We start from the raw sequence: 24,365 nt of genomic DNA, 5'->3' as shown, positions 1-24,365 counted from the left end.
GGCTGGACCTCGGGGTCGGCTTCGGCGACGGACGGGGCAGGGGACGCAGTAGAGTGGTCGAACAGGCGCGCGGGGCGCCTCCGGGTCCGCGGGAAGGGCAGAGCCCACCTGGCTTGTGCGAGCGCGTCATGATGGCCTACCGCCCTTCGGCCGGTTCGGCGGACCACCGGTTCACCGGAGGAGGCTCTGTGCCGACCACACCGCAGACCGTGCCCCTGCCCGAGCGCGCCAGTCTGGAACAGCTCAAGAAGCGGGCGAAGGACTTGCAGCGGGCCGTGCGCTCCCGGCAGCCCACCGCCTTGGCGCTCGTCGCGCGACACGCACCTGAGAGTCGGAATCCGCTGGTCGAATTCGGCCTCGACACCGCTCAGTTGGTGATCGCCCGTCTTCATGGATTCCCGAGTTGGCCGCGGCTGCGGCAGCACCTCGCCGCGCATCCCGGGGCGCCCGGTGATCAACCACGCTCCGGCACTCGTAGGGTGGAGGACTTCTACCGTCTGCGAACCGGGTGGGCCTCCGCGGCGGACGTACGCCGTTGCGCCGCGGCAGTGACGCGTGCGCATCCCGATCCGGCCGACTGGCAGCCGTTGCTCACCGCGCGCCGCAACGGCATCAGGGTGATCGCATTCGGCTCGCCGGACGGAGTGGTGTTCGCGGAACTCACTCCGAAGCGGGTCACGTTGTCCCGGCCCGCCGTCGGCGCGTCGGCCGGCGAGGGAGCGTCGGCGACGTTCCACACCGAGTTCGGCACCATCGCGGGGGTCGTCGCACCCGAGGTCGGCAGCCTGGTCGTGGAACGGCCCGCGGACCGGCGCCCGCTGGGATGGACGCTGGTCGCCGACGGTGTGTTCGTGGCTCCCAACGCGTTCCTCGTCGACTCCACCGGCCTCGTTCTGCGGACCGACGGCAGCCCGAAGGGCGAGATGGTGCCCGTCGCGGCACTGCCGGCGCGCGCGTCCGCCGTCGTGGACCGGCCCGCATCGGCCGTCGAGGACCCCGCGCTCGCCACCGAGGATCTGGCCACGGTTCTCGCGGCGGCCGGCGCGCCTCCGATCGTCGATCCGGAGCAGTGGCGACCTGGTGTTCAGGCCGATCTCACACCGCACGAACGAGTCCGGCTCGGCCGCTACGGCAAGCTGCTCGTCTGGCACACCACCGGTGACCGGGCGAGTGCCGAGGACCCGTTCGTGTTCGACTTCACTCCTCAACAGGGCCCGGTTCGGGACTTCGCCGTGGTCGGCAAGAACATCGCGGCCACCCGGATGTACTACGACTTCGCGGACGGCGCCAGCGGCACCATCGCCGTTGTGGGCCTGGTGGAAGACGCCCACATCGCCTCGGTCGTCCTGCGCCGCGACGGGATGTCCGACCTGGCGGCACGAATCGCCGGAGGGACGTTCCTCATCGCCGGGCCCGACCTCACCGACCTGCCGGAACGCGGCCCCGTCACGGCCGTCCTGGTCGCCCGGGACCACTCCGGAAACGTACGCGAAGAACTTCCCTACCAGCAGTAGGCCCGACGTGACCGCGCTGGAAGGACGCGGACGAGTACGCGCAGGTGCGGCGCGTGGACATCGTGCAGGGGGCGTGACGGAGCACTTGGGCTGGGGTCCAGTACTTCCCTCACGCCCCTTTTGCCTTCTATGCCCGTTCCCCTAGCGTGGTGGCGCACGACCACCGCCGGGTTCGGACAGTCGACGCGGGGGCGGTCGGCGTGAACAGGGGGGTGGGGACGATCAACAACAGAATGGCACGCCCACGGGGTCGGCGCTCTCGGGTGCGCGGGGTTCTGGGATTCGTCGCGGCCGTCTGCGCGGTGCTCATGCTGAGCACGGCGCCGGCACAGGCCGCGCAACACCAGGACGCCAACGAGTACGCGATATGGAACTTCCACGGCGCCAAGGGGTTCTGGAACATCGACCAGCGGGTGCAGATCACACAGAAGGCGAACCACTCGTACTGGGCCATGATGTGGGACTTCACGGCCACACCGGGCAACGGCGGGTACATGGGCCTGCAGACCGACGGGACGCGCTTCAATCACACGACCGGTGAGACGGCGATCTTCTCGCTCTGGAACGCCAACGCCAGTAGGGGGAGCTGCGGGCCGTTCGGCGGCGAGGGAACGGGGCTCAGCTGCCGGCTCGCTTATGCCATCGACCGGCAGACCGACTACCGGCTCCGGGTGTGGCGCCTGAACGCGGACGCGGGTGGGCAGTGGTGGGGCGCGTGGATCCGGAACATGAAGACAGGCGTCGGCACCGCCATCGGAAGTCTCCGGGTGCCGCGCAACCAGACCCTGCTCGGCGTCCCGTCCAACTTCAGCGAGTACTTCGGCACTGCCGTCCACTGCGACAAGGTGCCCCGGTCGGTCGCCTACTTCACACAGCCCGCGGCGAACGCGCAGGGCAACGGCACCTACCGATACGGCTCCACGTACGAAAGGTCGACCCTTGGCCGTTGCACGGGCGGCAACGTGCAGTTGGTCGACCTGGGGTGGACGAAGGCCGCCAAGGTGACGCTCGGCGGACGGTGACATCACGCTCGGGTGCCGCCCCTGAGTCTCATCGCTGACCGACCGGAGCCTATTCGGGTGGGGGAGGCACATCGCGGGTCTTCCGGTGCCTGCGGCGCGAGGACGGCAGCCCTGTGTGGCTGAAGCTCACGCCGGACCCCGTGATCGCCACCGAGGAGCCCGAAGCTCTGCGGGTCTGGGCGGGGACGCCGTCGGTTGTGACCCTGTTGGCGCAGGAACTCGGTCCAGCGGTCCCGTAGGACTTGTGCATGGCGATCTTCATCCGGCCAATGTGCTGTCCGGTCCCGACGCGGGCATGGTGGCGATCGACCTACGGCCCGCATGGGGTGATCCCGACCTCGACACGGTGGACCGGGTGTTGGAGGGAGTCGAGCGGGCGGGAGTTGGAGCGGAGGATCGAAGAGCTGTCGGTACTGGTTCCTGGGCTGTCTCCCGATCGTGCCCTGGGCTGGTGCCGGGCCCTCGACGTCCTCATCGCGGTCCCCAGGATCTGTGACCGGCGGCACGACCCGGAGACTGAGTTCTTTGTGAGCCTGGTTCGCAGCTGACCGGGTGTGCCGCGGCAGTCGATGGCCCCGCGCCCGTTCGGTGGGCACGGGGCCATGCGGCGGGGTGGAGTTACAGGGCGGTCGCGGCGCTGTGCAGGTTCTTGGCGGCCAGAGCCAGTCCCTCGGTCTGGGAGTAGGCGGCGTCCTCGTGTTCGATGTTGACGGCCATGTCCGGGTCGATCTCGGCGAGGGCGCGCAGGAACTCGGTCCAGTAGGCGATGTCGTGTCCGACGCCGACGGCGACGAACTTCCACGCCGGGTTCTCGGGCCAGGCGTTGCACCAGAAGCCGTAGCCGGTGGGCACCTTGTCGGGTGCGTCGGCGGGCACGCGGGTGAACGAGGTGTCGAGCACACCGCGGATGTCGGCGCCGGGGCAGAGGGTCGCGTCCTTGGCCGCTGCGTGGAACACCAGCGGGCCCAGCCACTTGATGGAGGCGACGACGTCCATGCCCTGCCACATCAGGTGCGAGGGGTCCATCTCCGCGCCCACGTTCCTCGCGCCGGTCTCGTCGACGAGTCGCTTCAGGGTGACGGGGGAGAAGACGAGGTTGTGGGGGTGCATCTCGATGGCGACCCGGACGTCGTTCTCCCGGGCCAGCGCGTCGATCTCCTTCCAGAACTCGACGGCCACACCCCACTGGTAGTCCAGGACGTCCATGTAGACGCCGTCCCACGGATTCACCACCCAGGACGGGTACTTGGCGTCGGGGTCGGAGCCCGGTGTGCCGGACATGGTGACCACGTGCTTCACACCGAGCAGGCCGGCGAGGCGGATGGTGCGGCGCAGGTCGTCGGCGTGCTTCGGGCCGACGCCGGGGAGCGGGTTGAGCGGGTTGCCGTTGCAGTTGAGGCCGGTCAGCTCCATCCCGCGGTCGGCGAAGGTCGCCAGGTACTCCTCGCGTGCGGTGGCCGAGGACAGCAGCAGGTCGACCGGGCAGTGCGGGGACGGAATGAAGCCGCCGGTGTTGACCTCCACGGAGGTCAGGCCGTTCTCCTTGAGGATGTCGAGGGCCTCGGTGAGGGGCCGGTCGTGCAGACAGGCGGTGTAGGCGCCGAGCTTGAGGGCCATGTGTGTGCTCCTTGGACGCGGGTGGGGGCAGGCGGTCAGGCGGCGGGCGGAACCGTGACGGCGGCGCCACCGCCCAGGGAGGACTCGACGACGGCCCGGATGATCTCCATGGTCCGCAGCGCGTCGGCGAACGTGGCGCAGGCCGGCAGCGGCTCGGCGACGCCCGCGACCTGGTCGAGGAAGGCCCGGGCCTGGTAGGTGAAGTTGTCGGCGTTGCTGGCGCCCACGCCCGGCGCCTCCATCGGGACGCCGCCCGCGAAGTACGGCAGTTGCGGGCCGGCGATGATCTGGCGTGCGCCTCGAGTACGAGCCTCGGGCTGGGCGTCGTCGAAGAGGTACTCGGCGGGCCGGTGCTGGTCGAACGCGGCGCGGCCGCCGACGCCCAGGATGTCGAAGGACAGCCCGTTGGGCAGGCCGAAGCCGGTGCGCGTCACCGAGAAGGTGCCGACGAGACCGGACTCGAAGCGGGCGGTGAAGGACGCGGTGTCCTCGTTCTCGACCTCACCGAACTCGTCGGAGACGGGAGCCGCGTTGTGCCCCACGACCGCGCCCAGCGGCAGGGGCCGCTTGGGGATCTGTGTCGACAGCCAGGCACCGGAGACCGAGGCGATGGGCCCCGCGACGTACTCGGCGGCGTCGATGACGTGCGAGCCGATGTCCCCGAGCGCACCCGAACCGAGGCCGCCCTTGAACCGCCAGCTCAGCGGCCCGTTCGGGTCGGTCGCGTAGTCGCACCAGTAGCGGCCGCTGAACAGGGTCGGGTCACCCAGCTCGCCACGCCGGACGTGCTCGCGGATCGCGGCGATGGCGGGGGAGCGGCGGAAGGTGTACCCGACGGCGGTCACGACATCGGCGGAGCGCTCCAACTCGGCCATGGCGCGGGCGTCTTCCAACGACCCGGCAAGCGGCTTCTCGCACAGCACGTGCTTGCCCGCGGCGACCAGTGCCTCGGCGATCGGTCGGTGCAGCGCGTTGCCGACGACGATGCTGACGGCGTCGATGGTCGGGTCCTCGGCGACGGCCTGCCAGCTCGGGAGTGCCTTCTCGAAGCCGTAGCGGCGGGCGGCGTCCTCGCCGAGTTCGACGTTGGCATCGGCGATCGCGGCCAGCCGGACCGGCGGCAGACCGGCACCGAAGACCGTGTTGACGTTGCGGTAGCCGGCGGCGTGGCTGCGGCCTGCCATGCCGGCACCGATCACCGCGACGGAGAGGGGTTTGGCGGACGTGGTCATGGGGGTGCCTCTCTCAAGGAAGGTTCACAAGGAAGGAATGTCAGCCCGCACCCGGGACGTCCGTGCCGGGGCGGCCGTGGTCCGTCAGGACCAGGTGGTCAGGTATTCGTCGATCTTCTTCCGCATGTAGACGGAGGATTCCTTGGCGCGTTCTTCCCAGGCGAAGACGCAGGCCGTGAGGGTGCCGTCGAAGCCGTTCGCGCGCAGCTCGCGGAAGAGTTCGTCGAAGTCGACCTCGCCCTGTCCGATGTCGAGGTGCTGGTGGATCCGGGCCGACGTGCCGGGCGGGTTGAGGATGTAGCGGTTGCCGGAGGACGCGGTGTGGTCCAGGGCGTCTGCGAGGTGGACGTGGGTGAGCAGGTCGCCGGCGTACTCGATGATGCCCGGAGCGTCGTTGCCGATGTGGAAGGTGTGCGGGGCGCAGTACAGGAAGCTGACGTTCGGGTGGTTGATGCCGCGGATCAGGTTGATCGCGTCGCGGCCGTTCTCGATGAAGTCGTCGGGGTGCGGCTCCAGGGTGAGGCGGATGCCCTCCTGCTCCAGGAGCGGCAGCAGGTCGTCCATCGACTTCCAGAACTGGGCCTCGCTGCGGTCCGGATCCTCGGGCCGGCCGTTGAGCTCGGAGATCATGCTGTCCACGCCGAGGTCGGCGGTGATCCGGATGGCGCGCTTCCAGTAGCGGACGGCGGCCTGCCGGGCATCCTCGTCCGGTCCCGACCAGCGGAACAGGGGCAGAACGGAGGAGATGCCGACGCCCGCCGAGTCCAGCGCCTTGCGGAACTTCCGCACGGTCGCGTCGTCGACGCGCGGGTGCCGGAAGAAGGGGATGAAGTCCTCCCGGGGGGAGAGTTCGATCCATTCGTAGCCCAACTCGGCTACCACAGCGGGCAGTTCGAGGAGCGGAACGTTGCGGATCATGTAGGGGTCGAGGGCGATCTTCACGGGGGTGTGCCTTCCGGTCACGGGGAGACGGTGGAGCGTTGGGGCGGGACGTCGTCGGTCCAGCGGCGGGGGCCCGGAGGTGGGTGGCGGTTGGCGGACCGCTTGTGCACCGGGATGCCGCCATGTCATGTCCGCCCTGCGCGTGGGGCCTTTACGTGCCCGAACGAGATCTTGTTGTTGGCGGTGCGGGCGAGGACGCCCGGGGTGACCCGCTCAGGGAGAACACGAGTACGGCGGCGGCGCCGAGGAGCACGCCGACCTCGGGGCGGGCGAGCAGCCGCAGCGTCAGGGAGCGCTGGGCGGTCCGGCCGTCGGTCTCCTTGGGGCCGGGGCCGGGGCCGGCGGTGTGGTCACCGCCGGCTCAGCCTGCTGGGTCATGGTCTTCACCGGGTGCCCTTCGCGGCGAAGGTGGCGACGGTGTCGACGTTGGACTTGTCGACGAAGGCCGGGCCGGTCAGGATCGGCTGCTCGCCGCCGCCGCTGTAGTTGCCGTTCGTCTTGTAGAGCCACAGCGAGTCGACGGCCAGGTAGCCCTGGAGGTAGGGCTGCTGGTCGACCGCGAACTGGATCGTGCCCTTCTCGATGGCGGAGATGAGGTCCTTGTTGAGGTCGAAGGTCGCGACCTTCGCCTTGCTGTCGGCCTCGGACGTCGCCTGCGCGGCCGTCAGCGCGAACGGGGCGCCGAGCGTGACGACCTCGTCGATGGACTTGTCCTGCGCGAGCTTGGCGGTGATCGTCGACTTCACGGACGGCATGTCGGTGCCGTTGACGTAGAGGTTGTCGGTCTTGCCGCTGAAGGTCTTCTTCACACCGGCGCAGCGCTGTTCCAGGTTGACGTCACCCTGGGCCTGCACGACGCACAGGGCGTGCTTGGCGCCGGTGGAGTTGAGCTTGGTGCCGAGCGCCTGGCCGGAGACGGACTCGTCCTGACCGAAGAACGACAGCAGGCCCTGCTTCTTCCATTCGGACAGGCCGGCGTTGAAGCCGACGACCGGGATGCCGGCCGCCTCGGCTTTGGCGACCACGGCCTTCATGGCGTCGGGCTTGGCGAGGGTGACCGCGATGCCGTCGACCTTCTGGTCGATCGCGTTCTGCACGAGGTTGGCCTGGTCGGCGGCGGTCTCGTCGTTGGAGTAGATGAGCTTGACGTTGTCCTTGGCGGCGGCGGCCTCGGCGCCCTTGCGGATGGTGTCCCAGAAGGTGTCGCCGGAGGGTGCGTGGGTGACCATGGCGATCGTCATGCGGGGGGTGTCGGCCTTGCCGGCCGACACCGCCGCCCCGCTCTCCTCGGACTTCTTTCCGCCGGAGCTGCTGGAACAGCCGGCGAGGGTGAGAGCGGCGGCTGCGGCCACCGCCACGACGGGGGCGATTCTGCGGGAACGGGGAAGGGATGTGCGGCTCATGGTTCGTGCACCTCGCTGTGCAAGTGAGAGGGAGTGATCGGCGGTGGGCTGTGGATCCGCGGCTGCTGGATGGGGCCGGGGAGCTCGCGGCGGCCTCGGTCGGGGCGCGGTGCGAAGGAGAGACCTGGCTGAATCGGGTGCAGCGTGTCTCGGAAGAGGGCGGGGTGCCCGGAAGCTGGTGGCAGCCGGACGCAGGTACTCGACCCGGTGGAGTCAGTGGCCCTTGGGTGCGATGACCGTCTTGGGATCGAGACGGTGCGGTGGCTTGGGGAACTCGGTCTGTAAGACGGTGACGTGGCCGGCCTCGGAACGCCGGGAGCCGTAGCGGTCGGCCGTGTCGACGCGGATGACGTCGACCCCGATCGGCTGCGTCCTCACTGGGGCTCCTCTCCGGCGCATCTGACGGCGTCGGTACATCAGGACAATTTAAAGCGCTTTAAGTTCTGGTACTATCGGCTCGTTTCGTAAACGTGTCAAGGCTGTTGCCCGAGGAGATCTGCCGGGAGGTGCAAGTGGACGATGTCGCTTCCGCGAGTCGCAGGGACGGCGCGGGCAAACGTCCCCGGCTGGAGGACGTGGCCGCCCGCGTGGGCGTGTCCACCGCATCCGTCTCCCTGGTGCTGCGTGGAGTACCCGGCCCCAGTGAGCGCACCCGGCAGCGCGTCCTGAAAGCCGCCGCCGAACTCGGTTACCAGGTGGACCGCACCGCCAGTCTGCTGGCCAGCAGACGCACCCGGCTGCTCGGTGTCATGGTCGACATCCACAGCCCCTTCCACGCGGAACTGGTCGAGCACCTCCACACGGCCGCCGAGGAGGTCGGCTACGACCTCGTCCTCAGCACCCAGACCCGCACCCGCGACGAACACACCGCCGTCGAGACGCTGCTGGCCTTCCGCAGCGAGGCCCTGATCCTGCTCGGCCCGACCGCCTCCGGCGACGCACTCGCCGCGCTGGACCGCAAGGCTCCCGTCATCGCCGTCGGTCGCCGGATCTTCGACGCCGAACTCGATGTCGTCCGCTCGGCCGACGACGACGGGGTCGGCCAGGTGGTCGATCACCTGGTGGAACTCGGCCACCGTGCGATCACGTACGTCGACGGCGGCAAGGGTGTCATCGCCACCGACCGTCGCCGCGGCTACCGCGCCGCCATGCGCCGTCACGGCCTGGACGCGCACATCGGGGTCCTTCGCGGCGACAACACCGAGGCGGCCGGCGAACGTGCCGCCCGTCATCTGCTCGACGGCGCCGAACTCCCCACCGCCATCGTCGCGTTCAACGACCAGTCCGCCATCGGCGTCCTGGCGGCTCTGTCCCGTGCGGGTGTCGCCGTCCCGGGCGCGGTGTCCGTGGTCGGCTACGACGACGACGCCCTTTCCCGCCTGAGCTGTTTCAATCTGACCACGGTCAGCCAGAACGCCCGTGAACAGGCACGGCATGCGGTGGTCGCCGCCGTCGAGCGCCTGGACGAGGGCCGCACCGAGTCCCGCGAGGTCGTACTGGCCCCACGCCTCGTTCTGCGTGGCACCACCACGGAGTGCGTCTGACAGGCGTTTTGGGGTCGCGGCGGGCCTTGGCCGGGGCGCCGTGCGAAGGGGGGCGTGGTTTACGTGGAGTGGCCCCGCGACGCGGATCTGCTCGCGGAGTCGGCGGCCCTGCGGCGCCCGCCGGCGTCAGGCGGCCGGTCGCACCAGGCCCGACTCGTAGGCGAAGGTCACTGCCTGCACACGGGCGCGGGCACCGATCTTGGCGAGGATGTGGCTGACGTGTGACTTGACGGTGGTCGGCGCGATGGAGAGCCGCGCGGCGATCTCGGCGTTGGACCAGCCGGAGGCGACGGCGGTGAGGACGTCGCGTTCCCGCTCGGTGAGCGTGTCGAGCCCTGTTCCCTGCTCGGCGGTGCGGGCCGGGCGCTCCTGGCGGACGGCGTCGATGAGCGCACGGGTGACGCTGGGAGTGGTGACGGCGTCTCCGGCGGCCACGATACGGACGGCCGCGGTCAGTTCGTCGGGGGTGGCGTCCTGGGGGAGGAATCCACCGGCTCCGGCGCGCAGTGCCGCGTAGGCGTACCCCTCGTGGCTGCTGGGGGTCAGGACCAGTACGCGCGGGGGGCGCACGCCGGCTCTGACGGGTTCGGGCGCCGGAAGGGGGGTGAGGGGCCGGGTGATACGGCGGATGGCCTCGACGCCGTTCGGATCGGCTACTTGGTTGCCCATCACGACGACGTCGGGACCCAGCGCGGCGCTCATGCGGACCGCCTCGGCGCCACTCGTCGCCTCGCCGACGACGGTCAGGTCGGGCTCGGCCGCCAGGAGCATGCGCAGACCGAGACGGTGCAGGGACTGGCTGTGGACGACGAGTACGGAGGTCATGACGGCCGCCCTTCGTGAGGGTGGGGGCGACTGCCGACGTGGGCCGGGTGTCCGCCACCGCACTCCCTGTGAACGAAACGGTTTCGTTCACCTCAGTGTCATCACCATAGCCCCGACGCTATCGAAACGACATCGTTTCCTTTGTGGTCTCGGTCACTTCTCGATGACCCGGCGCGCCTTGCATGGTCATGCGTTATGTTGCATAATCTTGCCATGTCCAAGGTCCTCACTTCCCTCCCCACCGGCGAGCGCGTCGGCATTGCCTTCTCCGGCGGACTCGACACTTCGGTCGCCGTCGCCTGGATGCGTGACAAGGGCGCGGTCCCGTGCACGTACACCGCCGACATCGGTCAGTACGACGAGCCCGACATCGCGTCCGTGCCCGGCCGTGCCACCGCGTACGGCGCCGAGATCACCAGGCTCGTCGACTGCCGTGCCGCACTGGTCGAGGAAGGGCTGGCCGCGCTCGCCTGCGGCGCGTTCCACATCAGGTCGGGCGGGCGTCCGTACTTCAACACCACGCCGCTGGGGCGTGCCGTGACCGGCACGCTGCTGGTGCGGGCCATGCTCGAGGACGGGGTGCAGATCTGGGGCGACGGCTCCACGTTCAAGGGCAACGACATCGAGCGGTTCTACCGGTACGGGCTGCTCGCCAACCCGCACCTGCGGATCTACAAGCCCTGGCTGGACGCGGACTTCGTCACGGAGCTCGGCGGCCGCAAGGAGATGTCGGAGTGGCTGCTCGCGCACGGGCTGCCGTACCGGGACTCGACGGAGAAGGCGTACTCCACGGACGCCAACATCTGGGGCGCCACGCACGAGGCCAAGACCCTGGAGCACCTCGACACCGGTATCGAGACGGTCGACCCGATCATGGGCGTGCGGTTCTGGGACCCGTCGGTGGAGATCGCCACGGAGGACGTGACGGTCGGCTTCGACCAGGGCCGTCCGGTCACCATCAACGGCAAGGAGTTCGGCTCCCCGGTCGACCTCGTCATGGAGGCCAACGCGATCGGCGGCCGGCACGGCCTCGGCATGTCCGACCAGATCGAGAACCGGATCATCGAGGCCAAGAGCCGCGGCATCTACGAGGCGCCCGGCATGGCGCTGCTGCACATCGCCTACGAGCGTCTGGTCAACGCGATCCACAACGAGGACACCGTGGCCGCGTACCACAACGAGGGTCGGCGGCTGGGCCGGCTGCTCTACGAGGGCCGTTGGCTGGACCCGCAGGCGCTGATGGTGCGCGAGTCGCTGCAGCGCTGGGTCGGCGCGGCGATCACCGGCGAGGTGACCCTGCGGCTGCGGCGCGGCGAGGACTACTCGGTCCTCGACACCCGGGGCCCTGCGCTCAGCTACCACCCGGACAAGCTCTCCATGGAGCGGACCGAGGACTCGGCGTTCGGCCCGGTGGACCGCATCGGCCAGCTCACCATGCGGAACCTGGACATCGCCGACTCCCGTGCCCGTCTCGAGCAGTACGCGGTCCTGGGCCTGGTCGGCGGCGACCACCCGACGCCGATCGGCGCCGCGCAGGCGGCCTCGACCGGTCTGATCGGCGCCATGGACGAGGGCGGCGCCGAGGTGATCGCCTCGCGGGGCGAGGCCACGGACGAGGAGACGATGCTGGACCGCGCCGCGATGGAGTCCGGCACGGACTGACGCCGGTCACCGGTCGTACGCACCTGAGCGGCGGGCTCCGGCGGATTCTGTTCCGCCGGGGCCCGCCGTCGTCCGCTGTGCGAGGGGGAGGGGTTCACCGCCTTGGCTCCCGTCGCCGACAGCGACCTCGCACGGGGAGGAGTGGCGGGGCCAGGCCCCACGGACACACCGTCCGCCGACGTCCCCTGTCCGCTGGGGAGCTCCCGGCGCATCTGACAGGGCATCACATCGCGACAGTCGGCGAGTGGGAGCGGCCGGAGGCTGCGGTCCGCAGGGCTACGGGTGCAGTATCACCTTCGTGTAGCCCTCGATTCGCTTGTCGAACTTGTCGTAGCCCGACGGCGCCTGATCCAGGGGCAGTTCGTGGGAGACGACGAAACTGGGCTTCGCCCTGCCCTCGATGATCATGTCGCGCAGGTACCGGTTGTAGCGCTTCACGTTGCACTGTCCCGTCCCCATCCGCAGGCCCTTCTCGAAGAGCTTGCCGATCGAGACGAGGAGCATGCCCTGCTTGGCCTGCTCGTCCGGGCCGCCGGGGTCTGAGGGCACATAGAGGCCGGGCACGCCGAGCGCTCCGGTGGCTCGAACCGTGCCGACCAGCGAGTTCAGGACGGTCGCCGGTTCCTCGCGGTCCGTGCCGTGCCCTGTCGCCTGATAGCCGACGGCGTCAATACCCTTGTCCGTGCCGATGCCGTCCGTCTGGTCCTTGATCTGCTCGATCGGGCTGCCCTCGGAGAAGTTGATCGGAACCGCGCCTATCTCCTCGGCCTTCTGCAGCCGTTCGGGCACCCGGTCCACGACGAAGACCTGCTTCGCGCCGCGCATCAGAGCCGAGTAGGCGGCCATGAGTCCGACAGGTCCTCCGCCGTACACCGCGACGCTCTCGCCCGGGCGGACCTGGGCGAGCTCACAACCGTGGTATCCGGTGGGGAAAATGTCGGCGAGCAATATGAAATCACTCTCGTGCTCGTTTCCCGGCGGCAGCTTCAGGCAGTTGAAGTCGGCGAAGGGTACGCGCAGATATTCGGCCTGGCCGCCCTTCCAGGGGCCCATGGCGACGTATCCGTACGCGCCGCCGGCGAAACCGGGATTGACGGTCAGACAGTAACCGGTGAATCCCTCTACGCAGTTCATGCAGAACCCGCAGGCGACGTTGAAGGGCATGACCACGCGGTCGCCCTCCTTCAGTGAGGTGATGCCCTGGCCGAGTTCTTCGATGATTCCCATGTTCTCGTGGCCGAAGACGATGCCGGGCTCGGCAGCGGTACGGCCCTCGTACATGTGCAGATCGGATCCGCATATCGCGGTGGAAGTGACCCGTACGATCACATCGTTCGGGTGCTGGATGCTGGGCTTTTCAACCTCTTCGACCGCAACGCTGAACGGCCCTTTGTAAACGACGGCCTTCACGGCTGCCACCTCCGCTCGGTGACGCATGTATGTGATGTCCACGCCCCCGCCCATATTCTCCGCGTGACCCATCTCTCATGATTCTCCGTCCTGCACGATCGGACAAGCCGGTAACGTCGATGTGAATAACTGCCCGGTGCCGTGCAGGGAAATGCAGTGGAGAGGGAGGCCGAAAATGTCAGCACAGCGACTGGGAACGCTGCTCGTCCCCGTGCCGGGTTTGTCCGGCACTACCTACCCGCCGGGAACGACCGTGACGGTCCGCGGCCGAGGCGCTACGGTCGACGCCTTCGTCAACGGCGACTGGCTTCCCCTGTCATGGTGGGAATTCTCCGACGGTCTGCGCGAGGACATCGCCGACCGCTGACCTCTCCCTTGCATGGGGCCTGCCCTCATCGGTTTCCGGACGGGATGCTCCGGCGCGACCGTCGGCCCCGCTTCTGACGCGAGAACCGCGAAGCTCCCGGCAGTGAGCTCTGTCTCTGCCGGGAGCTTCGCGTGTCCGCCCACCCGTCATGGTTCGGGGAGGGGGGCGCCCGTGTGGGAGGTTCCTCAGTTGGCCCCGGCAGTCTGTCCGCAGGGGCCGGTGTTCCTGGCCCGTCCCGTGCGGAGCCGTTGGGCGGCGAGCGCAAGGGCGCTGAAGGCGATGACGGCCGCGCTGTAGACGACCGAGGTCTCGTGCAGGCCGACGTTCGTGGTGGCGATCCCTGCGACCACGGCCGGGATGCTGAAGGCCAGGTAGGAGATGACGAACGCGACCGCGAACAGTTCGCCCCGCTCGGCGGGCTCGGCGATTCGGGCCAGTGTGCCGAAGCTGGCCAGGGCCGAGCCACCGAAGCCGATTCCGGCGATGGCGGTGCCGGCTGCGGCCATGGTGAGCGAGGTCGCCTCCACACCGCCCAGACCCACTGCCGTGCCGAGGAGCAGCAAGGTGGCCGAAAGCGCGAGCGTGCGCTCGGTGGGCCAGCCGCGCAACGCGAACGCCGTGATCGAGGCGGGTGCGCAGAGCAGGGTGACCACGAGGCCGCCGATGACATGGCTGGAGAGGCCGAACAGGTTGGCGGCCACTGACGGACCGAGTGAGAGATACAGTCCGCCCAGTGCCCAGCTCGCCACCAGAATCGGCACGAGTGCTATCAGGTCCGTGCGCAGTCGCGGAGCAACGCCGAGACGCGGCTGAAGCGACCGTACGACGCCGGGCCGGCGCTGTGCCGTCTCGGGCATGAGGGCGACGAGCAGACCGGCGAGGGCCAGAGCCGCGAGCAGCAGACCGTAGACCAATCGGGTCGGGTGCGGCCCGTACTGCGCAAGGACGCCGCAGCCCAGTGCGCCGAGGCCCAGCCCGAACGTCGGGGCCGCACCGGTGATGACGCCGGCGCGGTGCGGCGCGTGGGGCGGGTTGAGATCGACCAGGGTCGCGCCGAGTGTCGTCATGGCCGCGCCGGTGGCGACGCCCTGGACGAAGCGGGCCGTCAGAAGGATCGAGACGTCGTCGGCGACGATGAACAGTGCCATCGCCACCGCTTCGAGAGCGATGGCCGAGGCCAGGACCGGTCGGCGGCCGATGTGATCGGACAGTGCGCCGAGCACGAGGAGTGCCGCGATCATTCCGACGACGTACACCGCGAAAACGGTGGTCAGCGTGGTCGCCGAGAAGCTCCATTCGTGCTGGTAGATGACGTAGAGCGGCGACGGCGCGCTCGACGCGGCCATGAAGAGGACGAAGACGGCCGCGATGGAGGCGAAGGCCATCGGCCGGCTCAGCCCGCGCCGCACGCGACCGGACGGTTGGCCGCCTGGGGCTGGGGTCGACGGGATCTTCTTGTGGGACGTGGGTGCGTCAGACATGCGCTCTCTCCGAATGCAGTGATCACTGCGTTAGCAGTCCTACCCTAACGCAGCGATCAGTGCGATAATTTCCGCATGACCGAAGCAACAGTCCAGCCCCGTCCCGGCGGCCGATCCGCGCGGGTGCGCGCGGCCGTTCATCGCGCGGTCGGGGAGCTGCTCGCCGAAGAGCCGGCCGAGGTGCTGACCATTCCCGCCATCGCGGCGCGCGCCGGTGTGCACGCGACCACGGTGTACCGGCGGTGGGGTTCAGTGGCGCAGCTCCTGGCCGACGTCGCCACCAGTCGGTTCAGTGGCGATGTCGTGGTGCCGGACACCGGCTCTCTGGTGGGTGACCTGGAGCGGTGGACGGGCGATGTCGCCACCGACCTCGCCGATCCCGATGTCCTTGCCCTGATGCGGGCGACGATCGGCTCGGGTCCGGAGGGCGGCAGCGCCTGCACGGCCGACCGACACGCCCAGCTCGGGGCGATCATCGAGCGGGAGCGCGCTCGAGGAGGCAAGGCGCCGAGCGTGGAGCGGGCCGTCGACGGACTGCTGGGTCCGCTGTACTACCGCGCGATCTTCAGCGGGGAGCCCGCGTCCGGCGAGTGGGCGCGGGGCTTGGTCGCGCCGTTGCTCGCGGCGGTGTAGGTCATTGCGCCGGGAGCCCTTCCCCGGCCGTTGTTCCGGGCGCCCATGGAAAGGTCATGGTTCCCGGTGCTCGTGGGCCGCCGATTCCAGCGCCGCGACCTCCGCCTCGGCCAGGCGGGCCTCGGCGTCGACATCGATCGACCGGGTGAGCAGCCAGTAGAGCAGCGCGGAGACGGGGAGCCCGATGAACAAGGCGATGTCCGCACCGCCGAGCGCGTGGGCGGCGGGTCCGACGTAGAGCGTGCCGACGGAGAAGAACGGCACCATGACGGCGAAGCCGACCAGGTAGGCGATGATGCCGTGCCAGCCCCAACGGCCGTAGATGCCGTGCGGGTTGAAGATCTCGGCGACCGCGTAGTGGCCGCGGCGCACCACGTAGTAGTCCATGAGGTTCACGGCGGTCCATGGAATGAACAGGTAGAGCACCAACAGCAGGAAGTTGTTGAAGTTCTCAAGGAAGTGGGCGGTGGAGGCCAGTGCCCCCACCACGGAGAGCGCCGCGGTGAGGCCGATCGTCACGAGCCGTACGGCGACGGTCGGCCGCACTCTCTTGAACGAGTCGATCGCGCTGATGAGCGTGAGGGACCCGCCGTACATGTTCAGCGCGGTCACCGAGATCAGACCCAAAGCGGAGAACAGCAGGACGATCGCGCCGAAGCCGCTGAAGACCTTGTCGCCCGCCGCGTTGATCGAGCGGACGGTCTCGAAGTCCTTGCCCGCCCATGCGGCGAGCAGAGCGCCGAGACACATCAGCCAGATGCCGCCGAGCGCCGACCCGAAGTAGGTCCAGTAGAACGTCTTGCGGACGGTCACGTCCGGCGGGAGGTAGCGGGAGTAGTCAGAGACGTAGATGGCCCAGCTGATCTGGTATCCGGCGACCACGCCGAACTGCGCGAGGAACGGGGTCCACTGGAAGCCGTCGAGGTCGAAGGAGCCCGGTGGGTAGTGCAGGGTGAGGAGGATGCCCACGGTGAAGATCCCGAAGATGACCAGGAAGGTGTACGTGAGGACCCGCTCGGCGCGGTGGATGACGTCGTAGCCCACCAGCGCGATGACGAACCCGATGAGGGTGACCACGACGACCCACAGCTTGACGCCGCCGTGCAATGTGGTGTGCAGGGCCTCACCGGCCAGGATCGTGTTGAAGATGTTGAACCCCGCGTACTGCACATAGGCGAACAGCCATACGAGCAGAGCCCCGACGTAGCCGAACTGCGGCCGTGACTGGATCATCTGCGGCAGTCCCAGCTGCGGGCCCTGCGCGGAGTGGAAGGCCATGAAGAACGTGCCGAGGATGGTGCCCGCGGCGATCGCGATCAGCGACCAGATGAGGTTGCCGCCCTCGGTGATGCTGATCAGCCCTACCGCCAGGGTGGCGATCTGAGCGTTGGACATGAACCACAGAGGCCCCAGGTGCCAGAGCTTTCCGTGCCGCTCGTCCAGGGGGACGTAGTCGATGGAGCGGATTTCCAGACCCGATACCCGTGGCTGCGACGATGTGGTCACGAGTGCCTCCTTTGAGCGGGTTAATCATGTGATGAGAAGGTTAACCACCTATGATCACGTTCATCCTCTTGTCGTACCGGCCGAGGAGGGTCGTACCGGTCAGTATGTCCGACCGGTACGCCGTGCAACCCCAGGTGCGCCACGCCACTGAACCCTGATCGGTGACAACAGCATGGTGGGCGACAGCAGGGGCGACACCGCCTCCGGAGGTGCGAACGACCGTCTCGAGGACGGCGACGGCAACGACAGCCTCATCGGGGACGCCTTGGGTTTCTTCGGCGCCTCGGGGGCAGTTCCCTGATGGACGCCACCGGGGCGACCGCCGGGCGCGATGTGATCTACGGGCGCGGTGGGAACGACCTGCTGTTCGGCGACAACATCGACCAGAACACCCAGAGTGTCCCGGGAGAGGAAGGGCCCGATGTCGAGATCAGCTGCGAGATCTGACCGCACACTGCGCGAGATACGGACTGCGCGGTTCAGGCCGTGACGTCCTGGTACTGGCCGAGATAGCGGAAACGGCCACCGGAGGCCTGGAAGAGATACAGCCCGTCCACGTTGTAGCCGGTGCTCGATGCCGTGTAGTGCAGTCGTTTGGTGATCCCCCGGTAGTCGGTGTCGCGCAGCCGGTCCACCATCGCGCCCCGTTCCGCGCGGGAGGCGCCCCCCGTCGTCATGACACGGGCGACGAAGAGCGTCGCGTCGTAGGCCTCGGCGGAGTACCAGGGCGGGGCGGCGCCCCCGAAGCGTTCGCGGTAGGCGGTGACGAAGGACCGCGCGGCCGTCACGCGGGTCGGATCGAGGAAGGCGGTGGAGAAGACCCAGCCCTCGGCGGCGTCGCCCGCCAAGGTGAGGAAGCGGGGGTCGAGGGCGCGCTGGGTGGCCAGTCGCGTACCCGGGTAGCCCGTGGAACGCAACGCACGGGCCAGTTTCGCGGCGCGCGCGTACCCTCCGGCGAACACCACCGCGTCCGCGCCCGACTCGGTCAGTTTCTCGGCCAGGGTGCGGTAGTCGTCGGCCGCGTCGTTCTCGGCGGCGAGGGTGCGCCGGGTCGTGGTGTGCCCGCCGGCTCGCATGGCCTCGCTGACGCGTGTGCAGATCTCCCAGCTGAAGCCGCCCTCGGCCGCGTCGTCGACCAGCACCGTCCCGCGTGCCCGGGCGGTGCGCACGAGATGGGCGACGATCGGCGCCGCCAGGGTGGCGTCGGCCGGGCGGGTGGCCGCGTACACCCGGTAGGTGAAGGAGGACACGTCGTCGAGTCCGACCGACACGGAGACCATCGGGAGCAGAGCCTGCTGATAACGGTCGAGGGCGGCCTTCGCGCAACCGTCGGTCGTCGGCCCGATCACCGCGCGGACCCGGTCGTCGGCCGCCACTTGCCGTGCGACCCGTTCCGCCCGGGTCGTGCTGCCCGCGTCGTCGTGCACGTGGAGCGCCAGCTCGAAGGCGCGGTCGGCACGGGAGTTGAGGTGGTCGACGGCGAGCCGGACGCCGTTCTCCTGCGCGCGGCCCGCGGCCGCGTGGCTTCCGCTCAGGTCGGCGTGCAGGGCGACGGCCAGCCGAGGAATCCGCGCGCGGGTCCCCCGGGTCGAGGCACGACCGGGGCGGTCCGCGGTCCACCAGGCCGTCGTTCCGCCCGCTGCCAGGACCCCGGCGGCCGAGGCCAGCACCAGGAAACGGCGTCGTGCGGAGGCCTTCGGCGGCTGCTCCGGGCCGGGTACCGGAGCGTCTCCGGGCGGCACGTCGACCGCCGTCGTCCTGGAGATCTCGGTCGCCTCGACGGAGGGCAGGGCGAGTACGGCCGTCGATCCGAGCGCGATCAGACGGGTGAGCGACTCCGGCAGCCAGCCCCCGCTGTGCCGGCCGTCAGGGTGCTCCCGGTCCAGGGTCCGCCGTACCTCGGCCACGGCGGGACGGGAGCCGGGCTCCTTCCCCAGGCAGTCCCGCAGCAGCGGCAGCAACGTCGCCGGAACACCGTCGAGGTCCGGCTCGTCGTTGACCGTACGCATCAGCACCTCGGCCACCGAGCCCCGGCCGAAGGGGCGTTCGCCCGTCACGGCGAACGCGAGCAGACAGCCGAGCGAGAAGACGTCACTGGCCGGCCCGATCTCCCTGCCCCTGCCCCTGGCCTGTTCGGGGGAGAGGAACCCGGGGGAGCCGACCACCATCCCGCTGGCGGTGAGCGCGGTGTCCTCCGGAGTGCGGGCGATACCGAAGTCGATCATTCGCGGTCCGTCGACCGCGAGCAGCACATTGCCGGGCTTGACGTCCCGGTGCACCAGACCCGCCCCGTGCACGGCGTCCAACGCCTCGGCGAGGCGGGCCCCCAGGAACCGGACCGAGCGGTGCGGCAGCGGTCCGCCCCCCTCCACCGCGTCCTCCAGCGAGGGGCCCGGCACGAAAGCGGTGGCGAGCCACGGCGACTGCGCGTCCGGGTCCGCGTCGAGCAGCGGTACCACCCAGGGGCTGGACACCCGTCCCGCTGTCTCCACCTCACGACGGAACCGGGCACGGAAGCCCGGGTCGTCCGCGTACGCGGCGCGGATGACCTTCAGCGCGGCGAGCGAACCCCCGGCGGAGCGGGCCAGATACACCACCCCCATGCCGCCCGCGCCCAGCCGGCGCAGCAACCGGTAGCCCGCGATGCCGGCCGGGTCGGCGCCGCGCAGCGGCTCCATCAGCGCCCCATCAGGTGGACACCTGGTACGGCGCCACGCCCTGGTACCGGAACCGGCCGCCGGTGACCTTCCACAGGAAGACCCCGGTGCCGTCGATGACGAGAGCCCCGGTCTTCTTGTCGAACGCGAAGTTCTTCGTGATCCCCCGGTACGTGGCCGAACGGAGCGCGGTCGTCAGGTCCTGGCGGGTGACGCGCGCGGCGGGCAGCGTACTCAGAGTCCTCACCGCGAGGCGGGCCACGTCGTAGGCCTCCACGGCGTACCGCTCCGGCTCGGCACCGAAACGCCTGCGGTACGCGGCCGCGAACGCCCTGGCTTGCGGAGCCACGGAGGAGTCCATGACGGGGGCGACGATCACCCAGCCCTCGGCCGCGTCCCCGGCGGCCGACAGGAACCGGGGGTCGAGCACCCCCTCGGCGGCGGTCCGGGCCCCCGGGAAGGCACGGCTCTTCAGCTCCCGTGCCAGCAACGCGGCCCGGTCCTGATAGCCGGCGAAGACCACGGAGTCCGCTCCGCCGTCGAGAAGGGCGTCGAGGGTCGGCCCGAAGTCGGTCCGCAACGCGCTGACCACCTTCGGCACGGCCGGCTGTCTCGCGTCCCGCAGAACCCGGCTCAGCGTGCTGCTGATCTCCCAGGCGTACGCGTCCGCCGCCCGGTCGTCGACGATCCCGATCGTGCGCGACTTCGCGATGCCGCGCAGATACGCGCTGAGATAGAAGGGCAGGATCGTGTCCGTGGGACGGGCGTGGAGGAGGGACCGGCTGCCCATCACCGTCAGCACGGTGGCTCCGGGCGAGACCGCGATGACGGGCAGCAGAGCGGCGTCGTACGTCGCGAGCGAGGCCTGGGCGGTGGCGTCCGTGGTGGGACCGATCACGGCCAGGACGGAACGGTCGGCGACCAACTGCTCCGCCGCGGCGGGCGCCTTGGCCGGATCGCCGCCGTCGTCCACGGTCTTCACGGCGAGCGTGAAGGGCCTGTCCGCAGGGGCGTTGAACTCGGCGACCGCGAGCCGCAGTCCCTTCTCCTGAGCCTGGCCGACCATCTTCTGATCACCGGTCAGGTCGGCGTGCAGCCCGATGGTGTGCACGCGCCGGGCGACCGTCGAGGCCGAGCCGGAGGCGTTGCCATTGCGCTCGCCGTCACCGGAAAGCGCCGCCCAGGCGGCCAGGCCGCCCCCGGCCGTGACGGCCGTAGCGGCACCGGCCAGCAGGAGGTGGCGTCTGCCCACGGCGCGGCGCTGCGGCGAGGGGGGCGCCGGTACGGTGGCGCCTTCCGCGTCCGCCGCACTGGAACCGATCGCCGCGGAGTCGAACTCGGTGTCATCGATGCCGGGCAGCGCGAGCCCCGCGGCCGACCGTTCGGCGATCAGCTGGATCAACGGTTCGGGCAGCCAGGCGGCTTCGTCGCCGGGGACGTTGTCTTCGGAGGCCCGGTTCCGCACCCGCAGGGCCTCGCGGGGATCGGGGGGCGCAGCGTCCTGCGCGGGAAGCAGGGGAGTGGTGGAGGAGTCCGCCCCGGGGACCGCGAGAGCCTTCGACAGCGCCGACGCCGTGGGCCGCAGATGCGGGTCCTTCTCCAGGCAACCGCGCACCACCTGGTCGAGCTCCTCCGGAACACCCTCCAGATCCGGCGCGTCATGCACCGCGCGGAACAGCAGCGCGTCGAGCGAACCGGTACCGAACGGCGGGCGGCCGGTGGCCGCGTAGGCCAGCACGCAGCCCAACGAGAAGATGTCACCGGCCGGTCCCAAGTCCCGCCCGCCCTGGGCCTGTTCCGGTGACAGGAAGCCAGGGGTGCCGACCACGACGCCGGTCGACGTGAGCGCGGTGTCCTCCGGGTCGCGGGCCACACCGAAGTCGATCAGGCGTGGTCCGTCGAGCGCCAGCAGCACATTGCCCGGCTTGACGTCCCGGTGCACGAGACCGACGGCGTGAAGGTCCCGCAGTGCGTCGGCGATCCTGGCGCCCAGCACCCGAAGGCTCCGCGCGGGGAACGGACCGTGCGCGGCGACGGCCTCACCGAGCGAGGGCCCCGGTACGAAGGCGGTGGCCAGCCAGGGTGCCGCCGCTTCGGGGTCGGCGTCCACGAGGGACGCCACCCACGGGCTGGTCATCCTGCGGGCCGTCTCCGCCTCGCGCCGGAACCGCTCCCGGAAGTCGGCGTCCTCGGCGTACTCGGCCTGGATCACCTTCAGCGCGACCAGCGATCCCCCGGCGGAGCGGGCCAGGTACACCACACCCATGCCGCCCGCGCCGAGTCGCCCGAGCAGCCGGTAGTCCGCCAGCTTGGCCGGGTCGGACGTACGGAGCGGTTCCATCACTTCCCCTTCAACCGCTGCTGGACGCGGGTCAGCATCTGCGCCAGGGCGTTGGTGCCCAGTTGATCGAGTTCCGGCTGGGTGCGCCCCTTCGCGCCCGTCACCGAGACGGCCACGACGACCGTGCCGAGCCGGGCGACCATCCACCGGTACGACTGTGCGCCGCCCTTCTCGACGTACTGGCCCGCTTCGAGTACGGAGTCGTCGGCGTACTGCTGCTCGCGGGCGCCGAAGGGGGTGCCGAGCGACATCAGGCCCGTGATCCGCTCGTCGGTCCGGGGCTGCTGCTGTGGGCAGCGCAGAACTTCCTCGAGGGTGGTGCCCAGTTGGTCGTCGGCGCCGAGGACGGAGGAGTGCGCGGTGGCCGCGGCCGTCACCTTGACAGTGCCCTTGCCCTCGCGCCCGGTCAGTCGGCTGTACCGGGACGTGCTGGCCAGTACCCCGTGGGGGAGCTTCTCCCGCTGCCAGCGGCAGCCGCCGTCCAGCACGGCCCAGGTACCGGGAGTGCTCCGGGCCGGATCCTGGGCGACGAAGCCCCGGCCCCAGTCGCTCGGGGCGAGCACGACGGAGTCGACCAGTCTTCGCGCGTCCTTCGAGGTCCGGGGGACAGGTGCGGTCTCGGGTGTTGACCTGGAAGCGGCGTTCGAACCACCTGTAGGGGTCCCTCGGGTTCCCTGCGAGGTGCTGGGTGAGGCCGCACCGCCGGAAGCGCCCGCACAGCCGGTCAGCAGACTTCCTGCGATCAGAAGGGGCACCCAACTCCCGAGCCCACCTGCGGAGTTGTTCTTCACTCAGTCCCCTCGAAACCGTCCGTGTCGTCCGACTCCTCGAACGTAGACGGCTGCGACGACGGCAGCCTCAGTGAAAACACGTAATCGGTCACGTATTGGGGAGCTTGCTCGCGAGCACGTCGACGTACTCGATGGAGGGCCGTTCACGGAGCGGCTCGGGTCCCTTTTCCGTGAGTGCCTCGCCCACGCCGTCGGCCAGGTGGGCCCGGCGGGCGGCGTCGTCGGGGGAACACGTCGAAGATGGCGAAGGTGGACTCGGAAGTCAGTCCTTCGCGCGCCGAGCGGAATGATCGAACGTGAGCGAGTGCTGCTCGGCCTCCGGCCTGCCGTCGCGCCGTGTGTCGTGCTGGTCGAGGAGGGTCAGCAAGCCCTCTACGCTCAGCCCGGCCTCCGCCGGGTGCCGGAGGATGGTCCCCGGTTCGATGTGGTAGATGTTGGAGCGGCCCTGGCGGGTGTGGGTGAGATAGCCGTCCTGCTCCAGATCGGAAATGATCTTCTGGACGGCGCGCTCGGTGAGTCTGCACCGTGCGGCGATGTCGCGGATTCGGGTTCCCTGATCCCTGGAGATGGCGGCCAGCACCCGGGCGTGGTTGGTGAGAAAGGTCCAGCCGGAATGTCCCTGTGGTACTTCACCCATGTCTCGAGGATACGGCCCTGCATTCGCGCATTCAAAAGGGTGAAAGAAAGTTCCTGTATGTCTTGACGTGTGAGGATCTGAAGGCTGACGCTTGGAGAAGTGAGATAGGCGGATGCCCCAGGAGCGACTGCCATGCACGAACGTCCACTCTCCGTCCAGGTCGGCAGCGAAGGCTTCTGCCCGCTTCTGAAGGCCGTGGCACGTCCGGCCCGTGAGCGGACGGTCGCCGCTGTCTGCGGTGACATCGACACCGAGCACCAACTCCAGCGCTCCCTGCGCCAAGCCCTCACGCGGTCGATCGGCGGACCGCCGACGGCAGTGACAGGCATCCCGGCAAGAGCGACAGAGCGCACAAGGAGGATGGGTTGAGCGGCGACGCCGAGCAGGACCTGCGCACCGAAGTCGTCCAGCTCAAACGGGCCATGCAGACCCGGCCGGTCATCGATCTGGCCCGGGGAGTCCTGATGGCCTCGTTCGGCCTTAGCGCCGACGACGCCTGGAGTGTATTGGTCGAGGTGTCCCAGCACACCAACACCAAAGTCCACCATGTCGCCGAGGACCTGGTCGGTGCCGTCAACGGAGACCCGCTTCCCGACCCGCTCCGGCAGCAGGTGTCCACGGCGGTCGCCGAAGTACTCGGTCCCCATGCCCCCAACCATCCGAGCGTCGAGTGGTGCTCTCCCGCCGACCGGAGGTCACAGGCAGGCGGTGAGAGAAGCACGCTGCCGATGTCCGACCATCGTCGCGATCTGTCGTCGGACCCGCTCTGATCCCCGGCCTT

The 24,365-nt window shown here is 69.6% G+C and carries 22 protein-coding genes and 1 pseudogene; 9 read left to right on the top strand and 14 right to left on the bottom strand.

What is annotated here, in order from left to right; genetic code table 11:
• Window positions 1–188 precede the first annotated feature (188 nt).
• Both ACFZDJ_RS36915 and ACFZDJ_RS36910 read left to right on the top strand, forming a co-directional pair.
• Window positions 189–1,514: a hypothetical protein gene (locus ACFZDJ_RS36915; RefSeq protein WP_391065529.1), complete on the top strand. Its 1,326-nt coding sequence runs from the start codon at window positions 189–191 to the stop codon at window positions 1,512–1,514.
• Between the two features lie 263 nt (window positions 1,515–1,777).
• On the top strand, window positions 1,778–2,536 hold the full coding sequence (locus tag ACFZDJ_RS36910; protein ID WP_391065526.1) for a DUF3472 domain-containing protein: 759 nt from the start codon (window positions 1,778–1,780) through the stop codon (window positions 2,534–2,536).
• A 618-nt stretch (window positions 2,537–3,154) separates the two neighbouring features.
• Here ACFZDJ_RS36910 and ACFZDJ_RS36905 read toward each other — a convergent pair.
• The 6 genes and pseudogenes from ACFZDJ_RS36905 to ACFZDJ_RS36880 all read right to left on the bottom strand — a co-directional run bounded on the left by ACFZDJ_RS36905 (window position 3,155) and on the right by ACFZDJ_RS36880 (window position 8,108).
• Entirely contained in the window at window positions 3,155–4,153 is a 999-nt protein-coding gene (locus tag ACFZDJ_RS36905) for a TIM barrel protein (protein WP_391065523.1), read from the bottom strand.
• 35 nt (window positions 4,154–4,188) lie between these two features.
• Complete coding sequence (locus tag ACFZDJ_RS36900; protein WP_391065519.1) at window positions 4,189–5,385, bottom strand: Gfo/Idh/MocA family oxidoreductase; 1,197 nt, start codon at window positions 5,383–5,385, stop codon at window positions 4,189–4,191.
• A gap of 84 nt (window positions 5,386–5,469) precedes the next feature.
• Window positions 5,470–6,327 (bottom strand): TIM barrel protein, encoded by an 858-nt coding sequence (locus ACFZDJ_RS36895; RefSeq protein ID WP_391065974.1) that lies wholly within the window; start codon window positions 6,325–6,327, stop codon window positions 5,470–5,472.
• A 202-nt stretch (window positions 6,328–6,529) separates the two neighbouring features.
• Window positions 6,530–6,705: pseudogene (locus ACFZDJ_RS36890) on the bottom strand (ABC transporter permease); the annotation flags it as partial.
• A gap of 5 nt (window positions 6,706–6,710) precedes the next feature.
• Window positions 6,711–7,730: a substrate-binding domain-containing protein gene (locus tag ACFZDJ_RS36885; RefSeq protein WP_391065516.1), complete on the bottom strand. Its 1,020-nt coding sequence runs from the start codon at window positions 7,728–7,730 to the stop codon at window positions 6,711–6,713.
• Window positions 7,731–7,943: 213 nt separating this feature from the next.
• On the bottom strand, window positions 7,944–8,108 hold the full coding sequence (locus ACFZDJ_RS36880; protein ID WP_385382193.1) for a hypothetical protein: 165 nt from the start codon (window positions 8,106–8,108) through the stop codon (window positions 7,944–7,946).
• A 134-nt stretch (window positions 8,109–8,242) separates the two neighbouring features.
• Between ACFZDJ_RS36880 and ACFZDJ_RS36875 the strand changes: the two genes are divergently transcribed.
• Window positions 8,243–9,274, top strand: a complete 1,032-nt coding sequence (locus ACFZDJ_RS36875; RefSeq protein WP_391065513.1) for a substrate-binding domain-containing protein — start codon at window positions 8,243–8,245, stop codon at window positions 9,272–9,274.
• A gap of 126 nt (window positions 9,275–9,400) precedes the next feature.
• On the opposite strand, the gene ACFZDJ_RS36870 is transcribed toward ACFZDJ_RS36875, so the two are convergent.
• Entirely contained in the window at window positions 9,401–10,099 is a 699-nt protein-coding gene (locus ACFZDJ_RS36870; RefSeq protein ID WP_391065510.1) for a LuxR C-terminal-related transcriptional regulator, read from the bottom strand.
• A 213-nt stretch (window positions 10,100–10,312) separates the two neighbouring features.
• Between ACFZDJ_RS36870 and argG the strand changes: the two genes are divergently transcribed.
• Entirely contained in the window at window positions 10,313–11,761 is a 1,449-nt protein-coding gene (argG, locus tag ACFZDJ_RS36865) for an argininosuccinate synthase (RefSeq protein ID WP_390933932.1), read from the top strand.
• Between the two features lie 276 nt (window positions 11,762–12,037).
• Here argG and ACFZDJ_RS36860 read toward each other — a convergent pair whose 3' ends face one another.
• Window positions 12,038–13,171: a glutathione-independent formaldehyde dehydrogenase gene (locus tag ACFZDJ_RS36860; RefSeq protein ID WP_168505026.1), complete on the bottom strand. Its 1,134-nt coding sequence runs from the start codon at window positions 13,169–13,171 to the stop codon at window positions 12,038–12,040.
• A 175-nt stretch (window positions 13,172–13,346) separates the two neighbouring features.
• Between ACFZDJ_RS36860 and ACFZDJ_RS36855 the strand changes: the two genes are divergently transcribed.
• The gene (locus ACFZDJ_RS36855; RefSeq protein ID WP_030190387.1) at window positions 13,347–13,538 is read left to right on the top strand and encodes a hypothetical protein; all 192 of its coding nucleotides are present in this window, start codon (window positions 13,347–13,349) and stop codon (window positions 13,536–13,538) included.
• A 185-nt stretch (window positions 13,539–13,723) separates the two neighbouring features.
• Here the strand turns inward: ACFZDJ_RS36855 and ACFZDJ_RS36850 are convergent, their stop codons facing one another.
• The gene (locus ACFZDJ_RS36850; RefSeq protein ID WP_391065508.1) at window positions 13,724–15,019 is read right to left on the bottom strand and encodes an MFS transporter; all 1,296 of its coding nucleotides are present in this window, start codon (window positions 15,017–15,019) and stop codon (window positions 13,724–13,726) included.
• Between the two features lie 75 nt (window positions 15,020–15,094).
• On the opposite strand from ACFZDJ_RS36850, the gene ACFZDJ_RS36845 reads away from it, so the two are divergent.
• Window positions 15,095–15,652 carry a TetR/AcrR family transcriptional regulator gene (locus ACFZDJ_RS36845; protein ID WP_384908827.1) on the top strand — a complete coding sequence of 186 codons (558 nt, stop codon included), beginning with the start codon at window positions 15,095–15,097 and terminating at the stop codon, window positions 15,650–15,652.
• A gap of 54 nt (window positions 15,653–15,706) precedes the next feature.
• On the opposite strand, the gene ACFZDJ_RS36840 is transcribed toward ACFZDJ_RS36845, so the two are convergent.
• Window positions 15,707–17,158 carry a cytosine permease gene (locus ACFZDJ_RS36840; protein ID WP_168505022.1) on the bottom strand — a complete coding sequence of 484 codons (1,452 nt, stop codon included), beginning with the start codon at window positions 17,156–17,158 and terminating at the stop codon, window positions 15,707–15,709.
• A 300-nt stretch (window positions 17,159–17,458) separates the two neighbouring features.
• Here ACFZDJ_RS36840 and ACFZDJ_RS36835 point away from each other — a divergent pair, with 300 nt between their 5' ends.
• The gene (locus tag ACFZDJ_RS36835; protein WP_391065504.1) at window positions 17,459–17,605 is read left to right on the top strand and encodes a hypothetical protein; all 147 of its coding nucleotides are present in this window, start codon (window positions 17,459–17,461) and stop codon (window positions 17,603–17,605) included.
• Between the two features lie 32 nt (window positions 17,606–17,637).
• On the opposite strand, the gene ACFZDJ_RS36830 is transcribed toward ACFZDJ_RS36835, so the two are convergent.
• The 4 genes from ACFZDJ_RS36830 to ACFZDJ_RS36815 form a co-directional block, all read right to left on the bottom strand.
• Window positions 17,638–19,836, bottom strand: coding sequence for an ABC transporter substrate-binding protein (locus tag ACFZDJ_RS36830; RefSeq protein WP_391065501.1), 2,199 nt, complete (start codon window positions 19,834–19,836; stop codon window positions 17,638–17,640).
• A 10-nt stretch (window positions 19,837–19,846) separates the two neighbouring features.
• Window positions 19,847–22,156, bottom strand: coding sequence for an ABC transporter substrate-binding protein (locus tag ACFZDJ_RS36825; RefSeq protein WP_391065498.1), 2,310 nt, complete (start codon window positions 22,154–22,156; stop codon window positions 19,847–19,849).
• The gene (locus ACFZDJ_RS36820; protein ID WP_391065495.1) at window positions 22,156–22,719 is read right to left on the bottom strand and encodes a hypothetical protein; all 564 of its coding nucleotides are present in this window, start codon (window positions 22,717–22,719) and stop codon (window positions 22,156–22,158) included. Before ACFZDJ_RS36820 ends, ACFZDJ_RS36825 begins: the two co-directional genes overlap by 1 nt.
• 490 nt (window positions 22,720–23,209) lie before the next feature.
• Window positions 23,210–23,584, bottom strand: a complete 375-nt coding sequence (locus ACFZDJ_RS36815) for a MarR family transcriptional regulator (protein WP_390933939.1) — start codon at window positions 23,582–23,584, stop codon at window positions 23,210–23,212.
• Window positions 23,585–23,716: 132 nt separating this feature from the next.
• Here ACFZDJ_RS36815 and ACFZDJ_RS36810 point away from each other — a divergent pair, with 132 nt between their 5' ends.
• Window positions 23,717–23,953, top strand: coding sequence for a hypothetical protein (locus tag ACFZDJ_RS36810; protein WP_390933940.1), 237 nt, complete (start codon window positions 23,717–23,719; stop codon window positions 23,951–23,953).
• Window positions 23,950–24,354 (top strand): ANTAR domain-containing protein, encoded by a 405-nt coding sequence (locus ACFZDJ_RS36805; RefSeq protein ID WP_390933941.1) that lies wholly within the window; start codon window positions 23,950–23,952, stop codon window positions 24,352–24,354. The genes ACFZDJ_RS36810 and ACFZDJ_RS36805 overlap by 4 nt, the downstream gene beginning before the upstream one ends.
• The last annotated feature ends 11 nt before the right edge of the window (window positions 24,355–24,365 follow it).

The organism is Streptomyces sp. NPDC007896, from assembly GCF_042959425.1.
In the GTDB taxonomy this organism is placed as follows: domain Bacteria; phylum Actinomycetota; class Actinomycetes; order Streptomycetales; family Streptomycetaceae; genus Streptomyces.
This window is presented reverse-complemented; position numbering and strand designations above follow the sequence as displayed.